This is a genomic window from Streptomyces avicenniae, assembly GCF_000719135.1.
Classification (GTDB): Bacteria; Actinomycetota; Actinomycetes; order Streptomycetales; family Streptomycetaceae; genus Streptomyces; species Streptomyces avicenniae.
In genome coordinates, this window is record NZ_JOEK01000012.1 from 236,516 (window position 1) to 253,035 (window position 16,520).

The window sequence follows — 16,520 nt, forward strand, 5'->3', positions numbered from 1 at the left end:
GTCCCGACCGTGCATTCCGCACGGCCCGCCGGTGACATCGGCGACTGTTCCCGCCCCCCGGCGCTCGGGCACCGTAGCTGTCGTCACGGCCACGGCACCGAGCGAGGGGGACGAGTGAATCCGGAGTACGCGCTCTACTGCGACGCCGACCGCTGGTTCTACGACGCCCCCCGCCGCGTGACCGAGACGGACGACCCGCGCGGCGCGCTCTACCCCGCCGCCTGCCGCCCGGCCCCCGAGGGCTGGGAGCGGCGGCGCAGCGGCGACTGGCTCTCGCTCGCCCCGCTCGGCCACCAACTGCCCACGCAGGGCTGGAAGATCCACGTCTCGGCCGCGCCCGACAACGCCGAACGGGTGCTGGAACGGGTGTCCGCCGTCTGTCTGGAGCGCGGCGCGGCCTTCAAGTTCCTCCCCAGCCCCTACCTGTTGCTGCACCGCAACACCAAGTACGCCGACCGCGCGGGCAGCGGGAAGTTCGTGACCGTCTACCCGGAGGACGACGACCGCTGCCACGCCCTGGCCGACGCGTTGGCGGCGGCCCTCGACGGCGAGCACGGCCCCTACGTGCTGAGCGACGTGCGCTGGGGCGCGGGCCCGGTCCACGTGCGGTACGGCGCGTTCGCGCAGCGCTTCACGCACGCGGCGGACGGCGGGACGGTCCCGGCCGTGGCGGACCCGTCGGGGCGGCTGGTGCCCGACCTGCGGGGCCCGGCGTTCCGGGTGCCCGACTGGGTGGAGGTCCCCGGTTTCCTGGCGCCGCACGTCGCCGCACGCTCCGCGCAGGGCGTGACGGACTTGCCGTTCACGGTCGAGCGTGCCCTGCACTTCTCCAACGGCGGCGGCGTCTACGAGGGCCGCGACCGGGCGACCGGCGCGCGGATCGTGCTCAAGGAGGCACGGCCGTACGCGGGCCTGGCCGCCGACGGCGCGGACGCCGTCGAGCGGCTGGAGCGGGAGCGCCGGGCGCTGGAGCGCCTGGCCGGACTGCCGTGCGTGCCACAGCTGTTGGGCATGCACGACGTGGGCGAGCACCGGTTCCTGGCGATGGAGCACGTGCCGGGCACGACGCTGAACACCGTCTTCGCCCGCCGCTTCCCGCTGTCCCACGCGGAGCCGTCCCCCGAGCAGCTGGCAGACCACACCGCCTGGGCGCTGCGGATGCACGCCATGGTCGCCGAGGCGGTCGCCACCGTGCACGAGCGGGGCATCGCGTTCGGCGACCTGCACATGAGCAACGTGATGGTCGCCCCTGACGGCGCCTCCGTGACCCTCCTGGACTTCGAGGCGGCGACACCGGCGGACGAGCGGCGGCGGCAGATCGTGGCCAACCCGGCGTTCGTCGCCCCGCCGGACCGCAGGGGCACCGACGTGGACCGCTACGCGCTCGCCTGCCTGCTGCTGGCGCTGTTCGTGCCGCTGACGACACTGCTGCCGCTCGACCGGCGGAAGGCCGCGCATCTCGCCGAACTGGCCGCCGCCCGCTACCCGGTGGACCGCGCCCTGCTGGACGAGGCGGTCCGGGAGATCGGGGGCCCGCCGGTCGCGGGGGCGGCCGGGTACCTGCCCGTGCGGCCCGACGAGTGGCCCGCCGCGCGGGAGTCGATGGTGGCGGCGGTCCTCGCGTCGGCGTCCCCGGAACGGGAGGATCGTTTCTTCCCCGGCGACATCGCGCAGTTCGCCTCCCCCTGCGGCGGCTGGTCCCTCGGCCACGGCACGGCGGGCACGCTCTACGCGCTCGCATCGGCCGGTGTCCGCTGCGCCGAGGCCGAGGAGTGGCTGACGCTGCGCGCGAAGGACCCCGCGTCCGGCAGCCAGGTCGGCCTCTACGACGGGCTGACGGGCGTCGCCTGGACCCTGGAGCGGCTGGGACGCCGCGAGGCGGCCGTTGACCTGGCACGCCTGGTGGCGCGTCAGCCCCTCGAAGCGCTCGGCACCGGCCTCCACTCGGGCACGGCGGGCGTGGCCCTCGGCCTGCTGGACCTGGCCGACGCCACGGGCGACGACGACCTGCGCCGCGCCGGGCTCCGCTGCGCGCAGTCCGCGCTCGCCGCCCTCGGCCGCCCCGCCCCGGGCGACCGGACGGGGCTGCTGCACGGCCCGACCGGGACGGCGCTGCTGTGCGTCCGGCTGTACGAACGCACCGGACAGGAAACGCTGTTGGACGCCGCCGCCGACGCGCTGCGCCGCGACCTCGCACGCTGCGTCACCGGCCCCGACGACTCCCTCGTGGTGGACGAGGGCCGCCGCACGATGCCGTACGCGGGTGCGGGCAGCGTCGGCATCGGCCTGGTGCTGGACGACTACCTGGCGCACCGCGCGGACGACGCGTTCGAGACGGCCAGGCAGGGCATCCTGCGCGCGGCCCGCTCCTCCTTCTACGTGCAGCCCGGACTCTTCCGGGGCGTCTCCGGGCTCGTCCTGCACCTGGCGCGCACGACGACGCCGGGCGACGCGGACGGCCGGGCCGCCGACGTGCGCCGCCAGTCGGCGCTGCTCGGCTGGCACGCCGTCCCGTACCAGGGCCATCTGGCCTTCCCCGGCGAGCAGTTGTCGCGCCTGTCGATGGATCTCGCGACCGGAACGGCGGGCTGCCTACTGGCGCTCGGCGCCGCGCACGGCGCCCCCGGCGCCCACCTGCCGTTCCTCCCGCCGCCGCCCCCGCCGCCGGACCGGCGGCCCCAGGACCGGCCCTGACACCAGGGCCGCGCACCACCCGCACCACCCAGGCACACCCACCACAGGCGGTCGCCGCGACCGCCGGGACACGAAGGAGAACGGACATGGCTCTTCTCGACCTCCAGGCGATGGACACCCCCAAGGACGAGGCCCTGGGCGACCTCGCCACCGGCAGCCAGGTGTCCCTGCTGATCTGTGAGTTCAGCTCCCTGAGCGTCGCCCTCTGCACCCCGTGACCCCACGGGTCTGACGCCGCCACGGCAGCGGGCGGGCGCCCCCATGCGCCCGCCCGCCCGTGGCTCCCGGGTCCCGGGTGGTCGCCGACCGCCCGGGACCCGCCGCGTCCGCCGCCCTGCCCCGCATCCACCACCGCGCCAGGGGAGCCGCCCATGAGACCCGCCCCACCCCCGCCCCGGCTGCTGCGCCAGGCCCTGCGGCACGGACGCGGCCCGGCCGCCGTCGTCCTCGTCTGCTCGGCGGCGGGAGCGGCGGCGGCCGTCGCGTTCCCCCTGGCCCTGGCCCGCGCGCTCGACGCGCTGCTCGCCGGTGAGGGCACGGGCCGCTGGGCCGCGCTGTGCGCGCTGCTGGTCGCGGCCGAGGTGACGCTCGACGCCACGGCGGCCTGGGCGGGCGGCGCGGGCAACGCCCGTACGACGGCCTGGCTCCGGCGCCTGACCGCCGACCGTTTCCTGGGCGCGGCGGACGACCGGCCGGGCGGCCTCGCCACGCGCCTCACCGTCAACTCCCTGGACGCCGGGACCGCCCCGGTGGCGACCGCCGCCGCGCTCGCCTCCGTCCTCGTGCCGCTCGGCGGGCTGGCCGGGCTCTTCCTCCTCGACCCCTGGGCGGGCGCCGCGTTCCTGGCCGGACTGCCGCCGCTCCTGCTGATCCTGCGCGTGTCGGTGCGCGACGGCGCCGGTGCGCTGCACGCCTACCAGGAGGCGCAGGGGCAGGTGGCCGGGCGGCTCGCCGAGACGCTCGCGGGTGCGCGGACGATCGCGGCGGCGGGCACGGAGGAACGGGAGCGGGCGCGCGTACTCGCCCCGCTCGCCGCGCTGTTGGCGGCGGGGCGGCGTACGTGGCGGGTCCAGGGCAGGGCTGCGGGCGGGGCGGGGCTGCTGATGCCGCTGCTGACGGCCGGGGTGCTCGCCGTCGCCGGGCTGCGGCTGAGCGGCGGGCACCTGACGGCGGGCGAGCTGCTGGCCGTCGCGCGCTACACCGTCCTCGCCGCCGGGGCGGGCGCCGTCGTCGGCGCGCTGAACGGCTGGCTGCGGGCCCGCGCGGCGGTCGCACGGCTCGCGGCCGTCACGGACGCGCGGCAGACGGCGTACGGGACGGCCGCGCCGCCGCCGGGCGGGAACGGCACGTTGGAGTTGCGCGGCGTCCGTGTCGTCAGGGACGGCGAGGCGCTGCTCGACGGCGTGGACCTGCTGCTCCCCGGCGGCACGACGGCGGCCGTCGTGGGCCCTTCAGGCGCGGGCAAGTCGCTGCTGGCGGCGGTCGCGGGGCGCCTCACCGACCCGGACGCGGGGACGGTCCTGCTCGACGGGCTCGACCTGCGCGCCCTCGACGCGGCAGCGCTGCGCCGCGAGGTGACGTACGCCTTCGCCCGACCCGTCCTCCTCGGCGCGACGGTCGGCGCGGCGATCGGCTCGGGTGCCTGGCCGCCGCCGGACGGCGCGGTACGGGCGGCGGCCCTGGCGGCGGGCGCCGACCCCTTCGTACGCCGCCTGCCCCAGGGCTACGACACCCCGCTGCGTGACGCGCCGCTGTCCGGCGGGGAGCGCCAACGCCTCGGCCTGGCAAGGGCGTTCGCCCACACGGGGCGGCTGCTGATCCTGGACGACGCGACGTCGAGCCTGGACACGGTGACCGAGCGGCTGGTGACGCGCGCGCTGACGGAGAGCGTGCGGCCCTGCACGCGGCTGGTGGTCGCGCACCGCGTCGCGGTGGCGGCGCGGGCGGACGTGGTGGTGTGGCTGGAGGCGGGACGGGTGCGGGCCGTGGCGCCGCACGCACGGCTGTGGCGGGAGACGGCGTACCGCGCGGTGTTCGCGGTCGGCGGCGGGGAGGCGCGGGCGTGACGGCGAAAGGGCCGGTACGGCAACTGCTGCCGGGGGCGCGCCGCTTCCTGTGGGGGCGGCGGCGCGCGCTGCGCGTCCTGGCGGGCTGGTCGCTGCTGGAGTCGGCGCAGACGCTGCTCACCGGCCTCGGTGTGGCGCGGGCGCTGGACGACGGGTTCCTCGCCGGGCGTCCCGGTACCGGCCTGCTGTGGCTCGGGGTGTCGGCGGTGGGCGCGCTGCTCGGCGGGCTCGCCGCCCGGGGCGTGTTCGGCGCGCTCGGCGGCGTGGTGGAACCGCTGCGGGACGCGCTGGTGCGGCGGGTCGTGGCGCGGGCGCTCGCGACGGCCGTGGCCGATCCGGCGCGCGCCGACACGTCGGCCGTCTCGCGGCTCACCGCGCAGACCGAGATCGCGCGCGACGGCGCGGCCGGACTCCTCATGACCACAAGGGCGTTCGTCTTCACGGCGGCCGGAGCCCTCGCCGGGCTCGCGATGCTGGCGCCGGTGCTGCTGCCCGTGGTGCTCGTCCCGCTGCTGGCCGGCCTCGCGCTGTTCGCGGCGACGCTGCGCCCGATGGCGGCGCGGCAGCGCGCGCTGCTCGACGCGGACGAGGCCCTGGCCGCGCACGCCGGGCTGCTGGACGACGGCGCGCGGCAGATCGTCGCCTGCGGCGCGGCGGAGGCGGTGGCCGAGCGGACGGCGGATCTGGTCGCGGCGGAGCGGCGCGCCGCGTCCGCGCTGGCCAGGTGGGCGGCCGTACGGACGCTGGCCGTCGGCGCGGCAGGGCAGCTTCCCGTGCTGGCGCTGCTGGGCTGCGCGCCGCTGCTGCTGGAGCGCGGGGTGAGCCCGGGCGAGCTGATCGGCGCGCTGACGTACGCGGCGTCGGCGCTGCTGCCCGCCGTGCACGCGCTCCTCGGCGCGCTCGGCGCGGCGGGGACGCGGCTGGTGGTGGTGCTGGAACGGCTCGCCGCCCCCGCGCCGCCGCCCGTACGGCCGCCCCGCGTGGGACGTCCGGCGGCACCGGCGTCCGCCCCGCGTGCCCCGGCGGCCGAGCTGCGGTCGGTGACCTTCGCCCACGGCCCGGCGGCCGATCCCGTGGTCAGCGGGCTCGACCTGACGCTCCACCGCGGCGAGCACCTGGCCGTGGTCGGGCCGAGCGGTATCGGCAAATCGACACTCACCGCCCTGCTCGCCGGGACCCTCGCGCCCGACCGGGGGACGGCACTCCTGGCGGGGCGCGCGGTGGCCGAACTCGACCGGCGGGAACTGGCCGGTCTACGCGCGCTGTTGCCCCAGGAGGCGTACGTGTTCTCCGGGCCGCTGCGCGACAACCTCACCTACCTCGCGCCGGACGCGCCGCCCGCCCTCGTGCGGCGGGCGGTCGAGGCGTTCGGCCTCGGCGGGCTGGCGGACGGCCCCGGCGGCCTCGACACGCCGCTCGACCCCGCGCGGCTGTCGGCGGGCGAACGGCAGGCCGTCGCGCTGGCGCGGGCCTGGCTGTCCCCCGCGCCGCTGCTGCTGCTCGACGAGGCGACGAGCCACCTCGACCCCGCCGCGGAACTGCGCGCCGAGGCGGCGCTGTCCCGGCGGCCTGGGACGCTGCTGGTCGTCGCGCACCGCCTCTCCTCCGCCGCGCGGGCCGACCGGGTGCTGCTCCTGGACGGGCCCCGCCCCGCGCTCGGCACCCACGCGGAGCTGCTGCGGGGGTCGGCGGCCTACCGCGAGCTGGTGGGGGCGTGGGAGGCGGGGACGGACGGCGGGGACGGCGGGAACCGTGCGGACGGCGGGGAAGGCGCCCGCGTCACATCCAGCCCGCGAGGCGGCTGATCCGGATGGCGTCCACACGGTTGCGCGCCCCGACCTTGCGCGTCGCCGCGGCGATGTAGTTGCGGACCGTCCCGTCCGACAGGCACATGCTGCGGGCGATCTCGGCGATCGTGTCGCCCTCGGCGGCGCGCGTCAGGACGCCCAACTCGCGCGGCGACAGGGGGATCTCGGTGGCGCGCAGCAGGGTGAACGCGAGGGAGTCGTCCACGTACCGGCCGCCGTGCGCCACCAGGCGTAACGCTTCTCCGAGGCGGCGGGCCGGGCCGTTGCGGTCCACGAAACCGGCGGCCCCGGCGGCGTACGCGGTGCGCAGCGCGCCCGGCCGGTCGGCGCTGCCGAGGACGACGAGGGTGACGGCCGACTCGGCCGCCCTGGCGGTGTCGGCCGGTGTGTCGGCGGCCTCGGCCGGGCGCAGGCACAGCGGCACGTAGCCGGGGCCCTGGCGGGTGCCGCCGTTCAGGGCGCGGCGTTCGAGGTAGACCGAGCCGGCCGGGCAGCCGCTGTCGAACAGGAGGACGTCGCAGTCGCCGTCCGCCCGGCCGTCCGGCGGGATCGCCACGGCGGCCGACGTCGGCTCGAAACCCTGCCGCTCCAGCAACGCGACCAGCGCCGACCGCAGCAGATCAGCACTGTGCACGACATGAACCCGGACCATTCCCGCACCTTCCCGCCGCCGCCCCGGCGCCGGGACGGCGCCGTCTCGCTGGGCCGCTGACGCGTTCGCCCGCGGACCAGGGGGACCGGTACCCACCTCCCGTCGTCACAGAACGCCAAGTTCCGGTCATCTGCCTGTAACAAAGATGCAGATGGGACGGTAAAACGTCACCAGACCCCCTGTATCCGACCGTGGGCGGACACGGCCGTGCCCCGCCCCGGGGGAAGTCCGGGGCGGGGCACATGGGGGGGTGGCGGTCCGTCAGCCGAAGACGCGGGTCTGCCAGTTGCGGACCTCGGTGGCGTTCAGCTCACCGGCGATGATCGCCGCCCGGTCGAGGGCGCCGGTCAGCCGCTGGCCGCCGTCCTGGTCGGCGCCGAAGCGCAGCTGGCGGTTGGCGCAGCCGTTGATGCCGCCGTCGGGCACCTGGGCGACGGCCGCCTCGTTGCCGTCCACGTAGACCACGATCCGGCCGCCGTCGCTCATGGTGATCACGACATTGACGAACCGGCCGGTCGGCAGGACCGCCGAGGTCGTGACGCCGGTCCCGGCGCCGATGAACCTGACCTGGTTCGACGGGGTCAGGTCGATGAGCACGCCGTCGCTGCCGTCGTTGCCGCCCGGCTGCCAGTCGAACAGGCGGCGGTAGCTGCCGCTGCCGTCCACCCTGACCTCGGCGGCGAACGTCGCGACCCGCAGGAAGCCGAGGGTCGTCGGCGCGGTCCGCAGGAACGTCTGGCCGTCGAGCCGCAGGGCCGTCCCGGTCGGTCCTGTGCCCTCGTAGGTCGCGTTGCCCTGGATCGTGGCGTTGCGGCCCTGACCGCCGAAGTCCGTGACCGTGCCGCCGGAGCGGGCGTCCCAGGCCACGAGCGTCAGGCCCGCCTGCGGCACCGGGCACGGCGGCGGGACGTCCACCGTCACGAGGGCGATCGCCTCCGTGCGCCAGCCGCTGCCTTCGAGCACGGCGCGCAGCCGGTTCTCCGGCCGCTCGCCCGACCTCGGCGTCACCTGGAACGTGAACGTGCGGTTGGTGCCGCTGCCGAGCTGCGGCACCTGGTGCGACGCGGGGCTGGCGGTCCAGCCCTCGGGCAGGGCCAGGCTCAGCCGGGACCCGGGCACGGTCGCCCCGACCGCCTCGACCCTGACGTCGGCGCGGAACGCCGTGCCGTGGTCGCCCTGTTCCGGCGCGGTCAGCACCGTGCGCACCTGCGAGGTGGCCGCGTACGTCCGCCCGCCGGTGGCGCGGAAGGTGATCGTGTCGCCGTTGCGCGTCGGGGTGATGCGCTGGTTGCTCTGCTGGTCGCGCAGCTCGAAGAGACTGTTGAACAGGTTGCTGCGCACCGTCAGGTCGCCGGTGGCGCCGGGGCGCAGGGTCGCGGTGGTGGGCGTGCCGCCCTGCCAGACGATGTCCACGGTGACGTTGCCCCGGGCGCGCAGGCCGCGCACCGTGCCCGTCGCCCAGAAGGCGGGGAGGGCGGGCAGCAGGTCGATCGCCCCTGCGTGGCTCTGGAGCAGCATCTCGGCGACGCCCGCGGTGGCGCCGAAGTTGCCGTCGATCTGGAACGGCGGGTGCGTGTCCCACAGGTTGTTCAGGGTGCTGAAGCGCAGGAGTTCGGACAGCATGACGTGCGAGTGGTCGCCGTCGAGCAGCCGCGCCCAGAAGTTGATCTTCCACGCCTTGCTCCAGCCGGTGCCGCCGTCGCCGCGCGCGGTGAGGGAGACGCGGGCGGCCTGCGCGTACTGCGGGTGCTCGCGCGGCGTCACCTGGCGGCCGGGGTGGACGGCGTACAGGTGGGACACGTGCCGGTGGGTGTTGTTCTCCTCGTCCCAGTCCTCCTTCCACTCCTGCAACTGGCCCCACGAGCCGATGCGCAGCCCCGGGTCGAGCCGCTGGAGCGTCCCGTCCAGCTCGGGCACGAAAGAGCTGGTGTCGCCGGTCTCCCGGGCAGCCGCACGGGTGTTGGTGAGCAGTTCGTGGACGATCTGCTGGGAGATCGAGGCACCGGCGGAGAAGGAGCCCTGCTCGGGCGAGAAGCTGGGCGAGACGACGAGCCTGTTGTCGCGCGGGTCGGTGACCAGCTCGTCTATCCAGAACTGCGAGAGCGCCTTCATCAGCGGGTAGGCACGCTCCCGCAGGAACGTGGCGTCGCGCGTGAACAGGTAGTGGTCGTAGAAGTGCTGGGCGAGCCAGGCGCCCGCCTCCGGCATCCAGAACGACGCGGCGTACTCGTGGAGGCCGGTGAAACCGAACGGGTTGGTCTCGTTGTTGACGACCCAGCCGCGGTTGTCGTAGATCTCCCTGGCCGTCACCTGGCCGGGCGGGACCATCGACTCGACGTACTCGAACAGCGGCGCCGTCAGGTCGGAGAGGTTGGTCGTCTCGGCCAGCCAGTAGTTCATCTGGAGGTTGATGTTGACGTGGTAGTCCGCGCTCCACGGCGGGCTGGTGGAGTTGTTCCACACGCCTTGGAGGTTCGCGGGCAGCGTGCCGGGGCGGGACGAGGCGATCAACAGGTAGCGGCCGTACTGGAAGTAGAGCACCTCCAGCGCCTTGCGCTGGGCCGCGGTGGCGGTGCGCGCCTGGTAGGCGGCGAGCAGCGTGTCCGTGGGCATGGCCGGGTCCGCCTCGCCGACGGTCAGCGCCACCCGGTTGAACAGGCCCTGGAAGTCCGCGATGTGGGCGGAGCGCAGGGCGGAGAAGCCCTTGCGCACGGCAGCGTCCACGCGCTGGGTGGCGGGGCCGTGCGGATCGACGCCGTTGCGGTAGGTCGGGTAGCGGACGGAGTAGTCCGTGGCGGCGGCGAGGATGATCGTCACGTTGTCGGCGCCGGAGACGGTGACCGAGCCGTCGCCGTTGTCCGTGCGGCTGCCGCCCTGGTTGACGACCTGGATCTGCGACTCGAAGCGCATCCCGTTGTCGTTCAGGCGCCCGGCGAAGGTGATCCGGCCGCCGCGCGCCGAGACGTTCCGCGACCGGTTGGTGGGCGCGGTGACGGAGACGGTCAGGCTGACCCGTCCCCCCTGGCTCGCGCCGAACCGGGCGACGAGGACGTTGTCGGGCGCCGAGGTGAAGTACTCGCGCGTGTACGTCACGCCGCCCGAGGTGTAGGTGACACCGGCGACGGCCTCCCCGATGTCGAGGTGGCGGCGGTAGTTCGTGACGCCGGTGGGCGCCTGGGCCAACGTCACCCACAGGTCGCCGAACGTCTGGTAGGCGCCGAAGCCCGTCTTGCGCTGGCCGAGCCGCTGGGCCACCCAGTTGGGATCGACGCGCTGCTCGTTCCTGATGCGCTGCTGGACCTCCTGGATCGCGCCGGGGCGGGGCGACGTCCAGTTGCCGAAGTCGTAGCCGGGCGAGCCGGGGCCGCCGGTCCACAGCGTCTTCTCGTTGAACTGGAGCTGTTCACGGGCGAGGGTGCCGAACACCGAGGCGCCCAGGGCGCCGTTGCCGAGCGGCAGTGACTGGGACTCCCAGTCGCCGGCCGGCTCGTCGTACCAGAGCTGGAGGCCGGTGGCCAGGGGGCGCGGTCGCCTGCGCTCCGTCTCGGCACCGGCGGCCTGGCCGGCTGCCAGGGGTTGCAGTCCGATCGCCGCGGCGGCGGTGGTCGCGCCCGCGACGAAAACGCGTCTGGGGAAGCCTCGTTCGGTCATCGGAACCTCGTCCTTGAGTGGCGGCAGGGTGCGGGGTACGGGGTGACGTTGATCACAGCGGAGGCTATAGATCCGATGTATGGACCGTCAAGATACTGTAACGGTCATATTTCTCGCGGCATGTCTGCCATACACCCGATCAATTGGCGACTACCGGAACCGGTTTCGACCTGCCGCACGGGCGCGCGTGGCCGTGACCCGCGAAGACGCCTGCGCGGAGGCCGAGTTGCGGCCCGCGCCGACGCACGAACGCCCCCGCTCCCCGGCCGGTGACCGGTCGGCGAACGGGGGCGGCTCGGGCGCCGTGCGGGTGCCCGGGGTGGCCGCAGTGGCGGGGCGGGGGGACCCGTACCGTCACCTCCGTGCCGCAGGGCAGCGGACCGTCGGCGCAGCGCGTGCCGAGGACGTCGGACGTGACGGCGTTGCGCAGCACCCGGTCACCGCGGTCCGGGTCGGCCGTCGTCCCGCACTCGTCGGCGCGGACGCCGACGACTCGTTCGAGACCACGGGCTCACCGGCGGGGTACGCCCCCTCGGCCGTCACGGTGTCGCCGACCGCGTACGGCTCGGGCGTGCCGCCGGTGGCGCCGTCCACCAGGAAGAAGCCGATGCCGTCCGCCCCGAGGCCCTGCGGGTTGGTGCCGTACTGGTACTGGTCGAACGTGACCTGGAGGCCGCCGTTGCCCGGCAGCGGGCGGTTGCACAGCAGGCCGCCCGTCCGGTCGTGCCGCTGTCGGTGAGCTGGAGGTATCCGGGCGTCCCGCCGGGGGTCGGCACGGGTTCCGTGGTCTGGTCGGCGGCGTCGCACGGCCCGAGCGTGGAGGCGCCCGGCGGCTCGGCGGCGGCGCTCGTCAGCGACCTCGGTTCCCCGGAACATCGCGCTGAGCAGCGGCGAACCGGCGAGGGGCACGGGCGCGGTGTGCTGACACGCGCGGACGCAGACCTTTCGGCGGTGTCACCCTCGACTCCCGGTCTCAGGGCCCGGCCGCGCGGCGGCGGCGTACCGGCGCGCCAGACGCGCGAACGCGTCCCGCAGCGCGGGCGGGCCGACGACCTCGATGTCGGCGTCGAACCTGCCGAGGGTCGCCGCCAGTCCGGCCCACGACCACGAGCCGAGGATCAACCGGCAGCGCTCCGGGCCGAGTTCCTCCACGATGCCGTCGCCGCTGTAGCGGGACACGGTGTCGGCCGGCAGGTCGAGGATCACCTCGCCACGGCACGGCAGGCCGTCCGTGCCGTCGAAGCCCTGGAACCTGGCGGCGACGAACGCCGCCACGTCGCCGCCCGGCAGCGCGCGCGGCGTGAAGCGGGGGCCCGTCGGGGTACGGGGGGTGATGCGGTCGGCGCGGAACGTGCGCCAGTCGTCGCGGTCCAGGTCCCAGGCGACGAGGTACCAGCGCCCGCCCCAGGTCACGAGGTGATGCGGCTCGGCGCGCCTGGCGGGCAGCTCGGCCGACGGCGGGGACGCGTAGGTGAAGCGCAGCACCTCGCGGGCCTGGACGGCGGCGCTGAGCGTCATCAGCACGCCGCCGTCCACCCGGGTGTCCCGCCGGGGCGCGGGCCGTTCGACCGCCGTGATCTGGAGGGCGTCGATCCGGCGGCGCAGGCGGGCGGGCATGACCTGCCGGACGGTGGTCAGCGCGCGGGCCGCCGCCTCCTCGATGCCCGCGCCTGTGGTGGCGGCGGTCCTGAGCGCGACGGCGAGGGCGACGGCCTGCTCGTCGTCGAACAGCAGCGGCGGCAGATCGCTCCCGGCGCCGAGGCGGTAGCCGCCGTCAGGTCCCTTCGCGGCGTCGATGGGGTAGCCCAGCTCGCGGAGCCGGTCGATGTCCCGGCGCACCGTGCGGGGACTGACGTCCAGCCGCTCCGCCAGGAGCGCGCCCGGCCAGTCCCTGCGTGCCTGGAGCAGGGAGAGCAGGGCCAGCAGGCGCGACGAGGTCTTCTGCATGCTTCCATCATGCGGCGAGAAGCGGCCACAACCTGACCTCTTCTGCTGACACGGTGGGCGTGAGCCACCGAGAAAGAGCGAGGAACCGATCATGACTGTGTCCGCCACACCCCATCTGAACTTCCGCGGCGACGCCCGCGAAGCGCTCACCTTCTACCGCACCGCCTTCGGCGGTGACCTCGTCCTCGTCACGTACGCGGACGCGGGGGCCGTCCAGGACCCCGCCGAGGCCGACCACGTGATGTGGGGGCAGGTGACCGCGCGCGACGGCTTCCGCGTGATGGCGTACGACGTGCCGGGACAGCTGGCGTGGGCCCCGGGCGAGAACGCGTTCTTCGTCTCGCTGCGCGGCGAGGGGGCCGAGGAGGTCACGGCGCTGTGGGAGCGGCTGACCGAGGGGGCGACCGTCCGGCGCCCGCTGGGGCCCGCGCCGTGGGCGCCGCTGTACGGAATGCTGGAGGACAAGTTCGGCGTGACGTGGGTCCTGGACGTCGCGTACGGGGCGGCGGGGTGACGACCGTCCTCTCCACGCGGGCGCTCGGCCGTGCCACGCTGGCGCGGCAGCTGCTGCTCGACCGGTCCGAGATGCCTGTCCTGGCGGCGGTCGGGCATCTCGGCGGCATGCAGGCGCAGGAGCCCCAGGAGCCCTTCACCGGGCTCTGGACCCGGCTGCGGGCGTTCGCGCCCGGGACGCTCTCCGACCTGCTGGTCGGGCGGGACGTCGTCCGTATCCACCTGATGCGCCGCACCGTCCACCTGGTCACGGCCGACGACGCCGTGGCCTGGCGGGCGCGGCACGACGCGATGCTGCGCGGCAAGGTCCTCGGCGTCTACCGCCGGGACCTCGCCGCCGTGGACCTGGACGAACTCGCCGCGGCGGGGCGGGAGGTGATGGCGGACGGCGAGCCCCGCACGATGGCCGAGCTGACCCGGGCGCTCGCCGGACGCTGGCCCGCCGTCGCGCCGCGGGCGCTGGGCGAGATGCTGATCTCCGCCCTCCTGCCGATGGCGCAGACGCCGCCGCGCGGGGTGTGGCGGCAGAAGGCGGGCGTGCGCAACGTGCCGCTCGCGTCCTGGCTGGGGCGCGCCCTCGACCCGGCGGACCCTGACGGGACCGACGCCGTGGGCCAGGCGCTCGTCCGCCGCTACCTGGCCGCGTACGGGCCCGCCGCCTCGGCGGACCTCCGGGCCTGGTGCGGCCTCGCGGGGCTTCCCGCGGCGGTCGCGGCGGTGCGGGGTGAACTCGTCAGCTTCCGCGACGCGCGCGGGCGCGAACTCCTCGACCTGCCCGACGCGCCACGCCCCGACCCGGACACGCCCGCGCCCGTCCGTTTCCTGCCCGCGTTCGACAACGCGATCCTCGGCTACCAGGACCGCAGCCGCATCATCGACGACGCCCACCGTGGCGTGTCGGTCGCGGGCATCCGCGTGGTCCTGCTGGACGGCCGCGTCGCCGCGACGTGGACCGTCACGGACGCCACCGTCCGCGTCACCCCGCTGCGTCACCTCGCCCCGGCCGAGCGCGACGACGTGGCGGAGGAGGGGCGGCGGCTGGCCGCGTTCCTCTCGGACGGCGAAGGGGACCGCATCGAGATCACCACCCCCGCCGCCTGACCACACACAGCTCGGCCAGCGCTCTCAGAAGTCACACGACCGAGGCGCGGAGTCGCGGAGCTGGGCCGATGGACGGGCAGGGGCCTCTGAATCCGCCTTGCCGGCGGACGGCTCTCTTCACCTTGCCAGCTTCGAGGCAATGAGTGCCTGCTCCACTCGATACACGTCCCTGTCCTGCCCGCCGAACTCCCGCCTGAGCCGTTCGAGCACCAGACGGCACTCCGTAGCGCTTTCCAGTTTCCCGTAAGCCCCGAAGTATGCCAACTGGTAAGCCGCAGCGGTGCGGTCGGTGTCAGGATGCTCTCTGTCCAAAGTCCGTCGCTGATCATGGAGGGTGTCGGCCAAGAGATCGAGTGCCCTACCCACGTGAACACCCGACATCTCATAGGCGCAGCCGAGTTCATAGGCGGTGGACATCGTGTCAGGATTTTGCTCTCCCAGCTCAAGCCGCTGCCCCGTGAGCGTGGCCTCTCCGATGGTCACGGCCTCCGCCCAGCGTCCGGCCATCCGCTCGACTGCGGCGCATCGGCTGTCGGTGAGCAGGCGGTCCCGCGAACCGGCCACGAACACGGCTCTCTGTGCCATCGTGGTTTCCTCGCCGAGTTCGAGGGCTGCCACAAATTCGCCGCAGCCCCCCAGCGGAATGATCAGTTCAGAGGCGCAACGCAGCGTCGAGGAGGCCGTCACCCCGTACTTCGCGGCACGGGAGTTATGCAGCGTCCGACCGATTTCCACGGCATCCGCATAACGATGCACGCAGGTATAGGCACGAACAAGAGTGGCACCAATATCCAGGACTACCGAATCTGCAGGGAAAAGGCTCTCACCTCGCCGATAGAGGGACTCCAGCAATCCAAGCACTCGACGCCACCGCCCCGTGTCGATCATGTGCTCGTACGCCTCTCGGAGCACAGCGAGCCCGTCACGCGTGTGGACGTCCTGCGGATCGTGACTCAGGAAAAGGGGCAGCACGGATGGCCACCGATCTCTTCTGCGGCGCCGATCCGGAACACCGTTCACCGGCGACAACGTCTTCAACAGCGGGTCGGCCCACCGAGTCGCGTGCGACATGTCGTCCACCGAGAGAAAGCCGCGGACGATGGTGCAGTAGGCAGGGCTGACACGGAGAAGTCCTTGATCAAGTGATGCCAAGCCGGACGTGGCGATCACCGGCCAAGCACTCAGCAGGGCAGCCGTGGTGATCGCGAACTCGGTTCTGACGGTGGCATCGTCGGGGCGATAGAAGACTCCTGGCCTGATCGCTCGGGTCGGCAGTGGGTCTGGGCCCAGCAGTGCAGTGGCGTCCAAGAGGCGCACCAACCAGAGATCGATTTTCGCCAAGGCGTTCCGCGCGTCCTCGATTCGGGTGATGAAAGAGCCGGCATAGTGATCCGGTCCGCGAGTCCCCAGCACAACCCGAGGGCGTTGACGCAGGACATCCATGAAGCCTGCCGAAGTGCCCCGATGTTCGAGCCACGTCACCGTCTGAGCCAGCGCGAGCGGCAGGTCGCCGAGGGCGCTCGCGATGTGCCCGGCGTCCTCCACACCGAGCGAAGGGACACAGGCACGGAGATAGCCGATCGCCTCGGACCTCTCCCACGGGGCCACAGGCACGACCTCCGCCCACGCCTGCCAATCACCTGCGGACCCGTGCGAGGACGTGACAAGTACGCGGCTCTCCGTATCCGGTGACACGTAGTCCCCCATTTCCGCACAGCTCCGTAGGCCCTCCAGCACGACAAGCCCGGCCTTGTTCGGAAGGCGCTCGTCGTCCGTCGGACCCGAGAGAAGATCCGCCCGTTCACGGACAGAAGAACCGGCCTTGATCCAGCACACCCCTCCGAGTCGGGACTCCTCGGCGTGCACATACTCGATTGCGATCTGACGCTTGCCCACACCGAGCGGCCCGAACAGGACGGTGACATTGCCGGGGCGCCGCCGCACGCTGTCGTCCAGCTGGCTTAGAACAGCCTCGCGCCCGAAGAATCGAGGATTCCTGGAAGGAACTCCACCGCTCGGCCTCGTGCTCAAGGTCGAGGACGGCGCCACCAGGGCCCCGGCAGACTCCTCACTCACAGGCACTCCCCG

11 protein-coding genes are annotated in these 16,520 nt (G+C 74.3%); 6 read left to right on the forward strand and 5 right to left on the reverse strand.

What is annotated here, in order from left to right; translation table 11 throughout:
* Window positions 1-114 precede the first annotated feature (114 nt).
* The 4 genes from lanKC to IF27_RS21445 all read left to right on the forward strand — a co-directional run bounded on the left by lanKC (window position 115) and on the right by IF27_RS21445 (window position 6,565).
* Entirely contained in the window at window positions 115-2,694 is a 2,580-nt protein-coding gene (lanKC, locus tag IF27_RS21430) for a class III lanthionine synthetase LanKC (RefSeq protein ID WP_052851311.1), read from the forward strand.
* Window positions 2,695-2,780: 86 nt separating this feature from the next.
* Window positions 2,781-2,912: a SapB/AmfS family lanthipeptide gene (locus IF27_RS21435; RefSeq protein WP_052851312.1), complete on the forward strand. Its 132-nt coding sequence runs from the start codon at window positions 2,781-2,783 to the stop codon at window positions 2,910-2,912.
* Between the two features lie 153 nt (window positions 2,913-3,065).
* Window positions 3,066-4,760, forward strand: a complete 1,695-nt coding sequence (locus IF27_RS21440; protein ID WP_052851313.1) for an ATP-binding cassette domain-containing protein — start codon at window positions 3,066-3,068, stop codon at window positions 4,758-4,760.
* A complete protein-coding gene (locus IF27_RS21445; protein WP_223291142.1) occupies window positions 4,757-6,565 on the forward strand; it encodes an ATP-binding cassette domain-containing protein in 1,809 nt (602 codons plus the stop codon). The genes IF27_RS21440 and IF27_RS21445 overlap by 4 nt, the downstream gene beginning before the upstream one ends.
* Here the strand turns inward: IF27_RS21445 and IF27_RS21450 are convergent.
* The 4 genes from IF27_RS21450 to IF27_RS21465 form a co-directional block, all read right to left on the reverse strand.
* Window positions 6,540-7,202, reverse strand: a complete 663-nt coding sequence (locus IF27_RS21450; RefSeq protein ID WP_223291143.1) for a response regulator transcription factor — start codon at window positions 7,200-7,202, stop codon at window positions 6,540-6,542. The two genes, IF27_RS21445 and IF27_RS21450, sit on opposite strands and share 26 nt — an antisense overlap.
* A 279-nt stretch (window positions 7,203-7,481) precedes the next feature.
* A complete protein-coding gene (locus IF27_RS21455) occupies window positions 7,482-10,871 on the reverse strand; it encodes a glycosyl hydrolase family 95 catalytic domain-containing protein (protein WP_110946114.1) in 3,390 nt (1,129 codons plus the stop codon).
* Between the two features lie 354 nt (window positions 10,872-11,225).
* Entirely contained in the window at window positions 11,226-11,678 is a 453-nt protein-coding gene (locus IF27_RS31210; protein ID WP_190233060.1) for an L-type lectin family protein, read from the reverse strand.
* A 147-nt stretch (window positions 11,679-11,825) separates the two neighbouring features.
* Complete coding sequence (locus tag IF27_RS21465; protein ID WP_052851316.1) at window positions 11,826-12,818, reverse strand: helix-turn-helix transcriptional regulator; 993 nt, start codon at window positions 12,816-12,818, stop codon at window positions 11,826-11,828.
* A 91-nt stretch (window positions 12,819-12,909) separates the two neighbouring features.
* On the opposite strand from IF27_RS21465, the gene IF27_RS21470 reads away from it, so the two are divergent.
* Together IF27_RS21470 and IF27_RS21475 are read left to right on the forward strand one after the other, a co-directional pair.
* Window positions 12,910-13,332: a VOC family protein gene (locus IF27_RS21470; protein ID WP_052851317.1), complete on the forward strand. Its 423-nt coding sequence runs from the start codon at window positions 12,910-12,912 to the stop codon at window positions 13,330-13,332.
* Window positions 13,329-14,432, forward strand: coding sequence for a winged helix DNA-binding domain-containing protein (locus tag IF27_RS21475; RefSeq protein WP_052851318.1), 1,104 nt, complete (start codon window positions 13,329-13,331; stop codon window positions 14,430-14,432). The genes IF27_RS21470 and IF27_RS21475 overlap by 4 nt, the downstream gene beginning before the upstream one ends.
* 117 nt (window positions 14,433-14,549) lie before the next feature.
* On the opposite strand, the gene IF27_RS21480 is transcribed toward IF27_RS21475, so the two are convergent.
* Window positions 14,550-16,508 (reverse strand): tetratricopeptide repeat protein, encoded by a 1,959-nt coding sequence (locus IF27_RS21480; RefSeq protein WP_190233061.1) that lies wholly within the window; start codon window positions 16,506-16,508, stop codon window positions 14,550-14,552.
* Between the last annotated feature and the right edge of the window lie 12 nt (window positions 16,509-16,520).

Bases quoted from the DNA above. Each gene is read 5' to 3' on its own strand.
- IF27_RS21435 (WP_052851312.1), top strand. From the start codon at position 2,781: ATGGCTCTTCTCGACCTCCAGGCGATGGACACCCCCAAGGACGAGGCC.
- IF27_RS21440 (WP_052851313.1), top strand. From the start codon at position 3,066: ATGAGACCCGCCCCACCCCCGCCCCGGCTGCTGCGCCAGGCCCTGCGG.
- IF27_RS21455 (WP_110946114.1), bottom strand. From the start codon at position 10,871: ATGACCGAACGAGGCTTCCCCAGACGCGTTTTCGTCGCGGGCGCGACC.
- IF27_RS21465 (WP_052851316.1), bottom strand. From the start codon at position 12,818: ATGCAGAAGACCTCGTCGCGCCTGCTGGCCCTGCTCTCCCTGCTCCAG.
- IF27_RS21470 (WP_052851317.1), top strand. From the start codon at position 12,910: ATGACTGTGTCCGCCACACCCCATCTGAACTTCCGCGGCGACGCCCGC.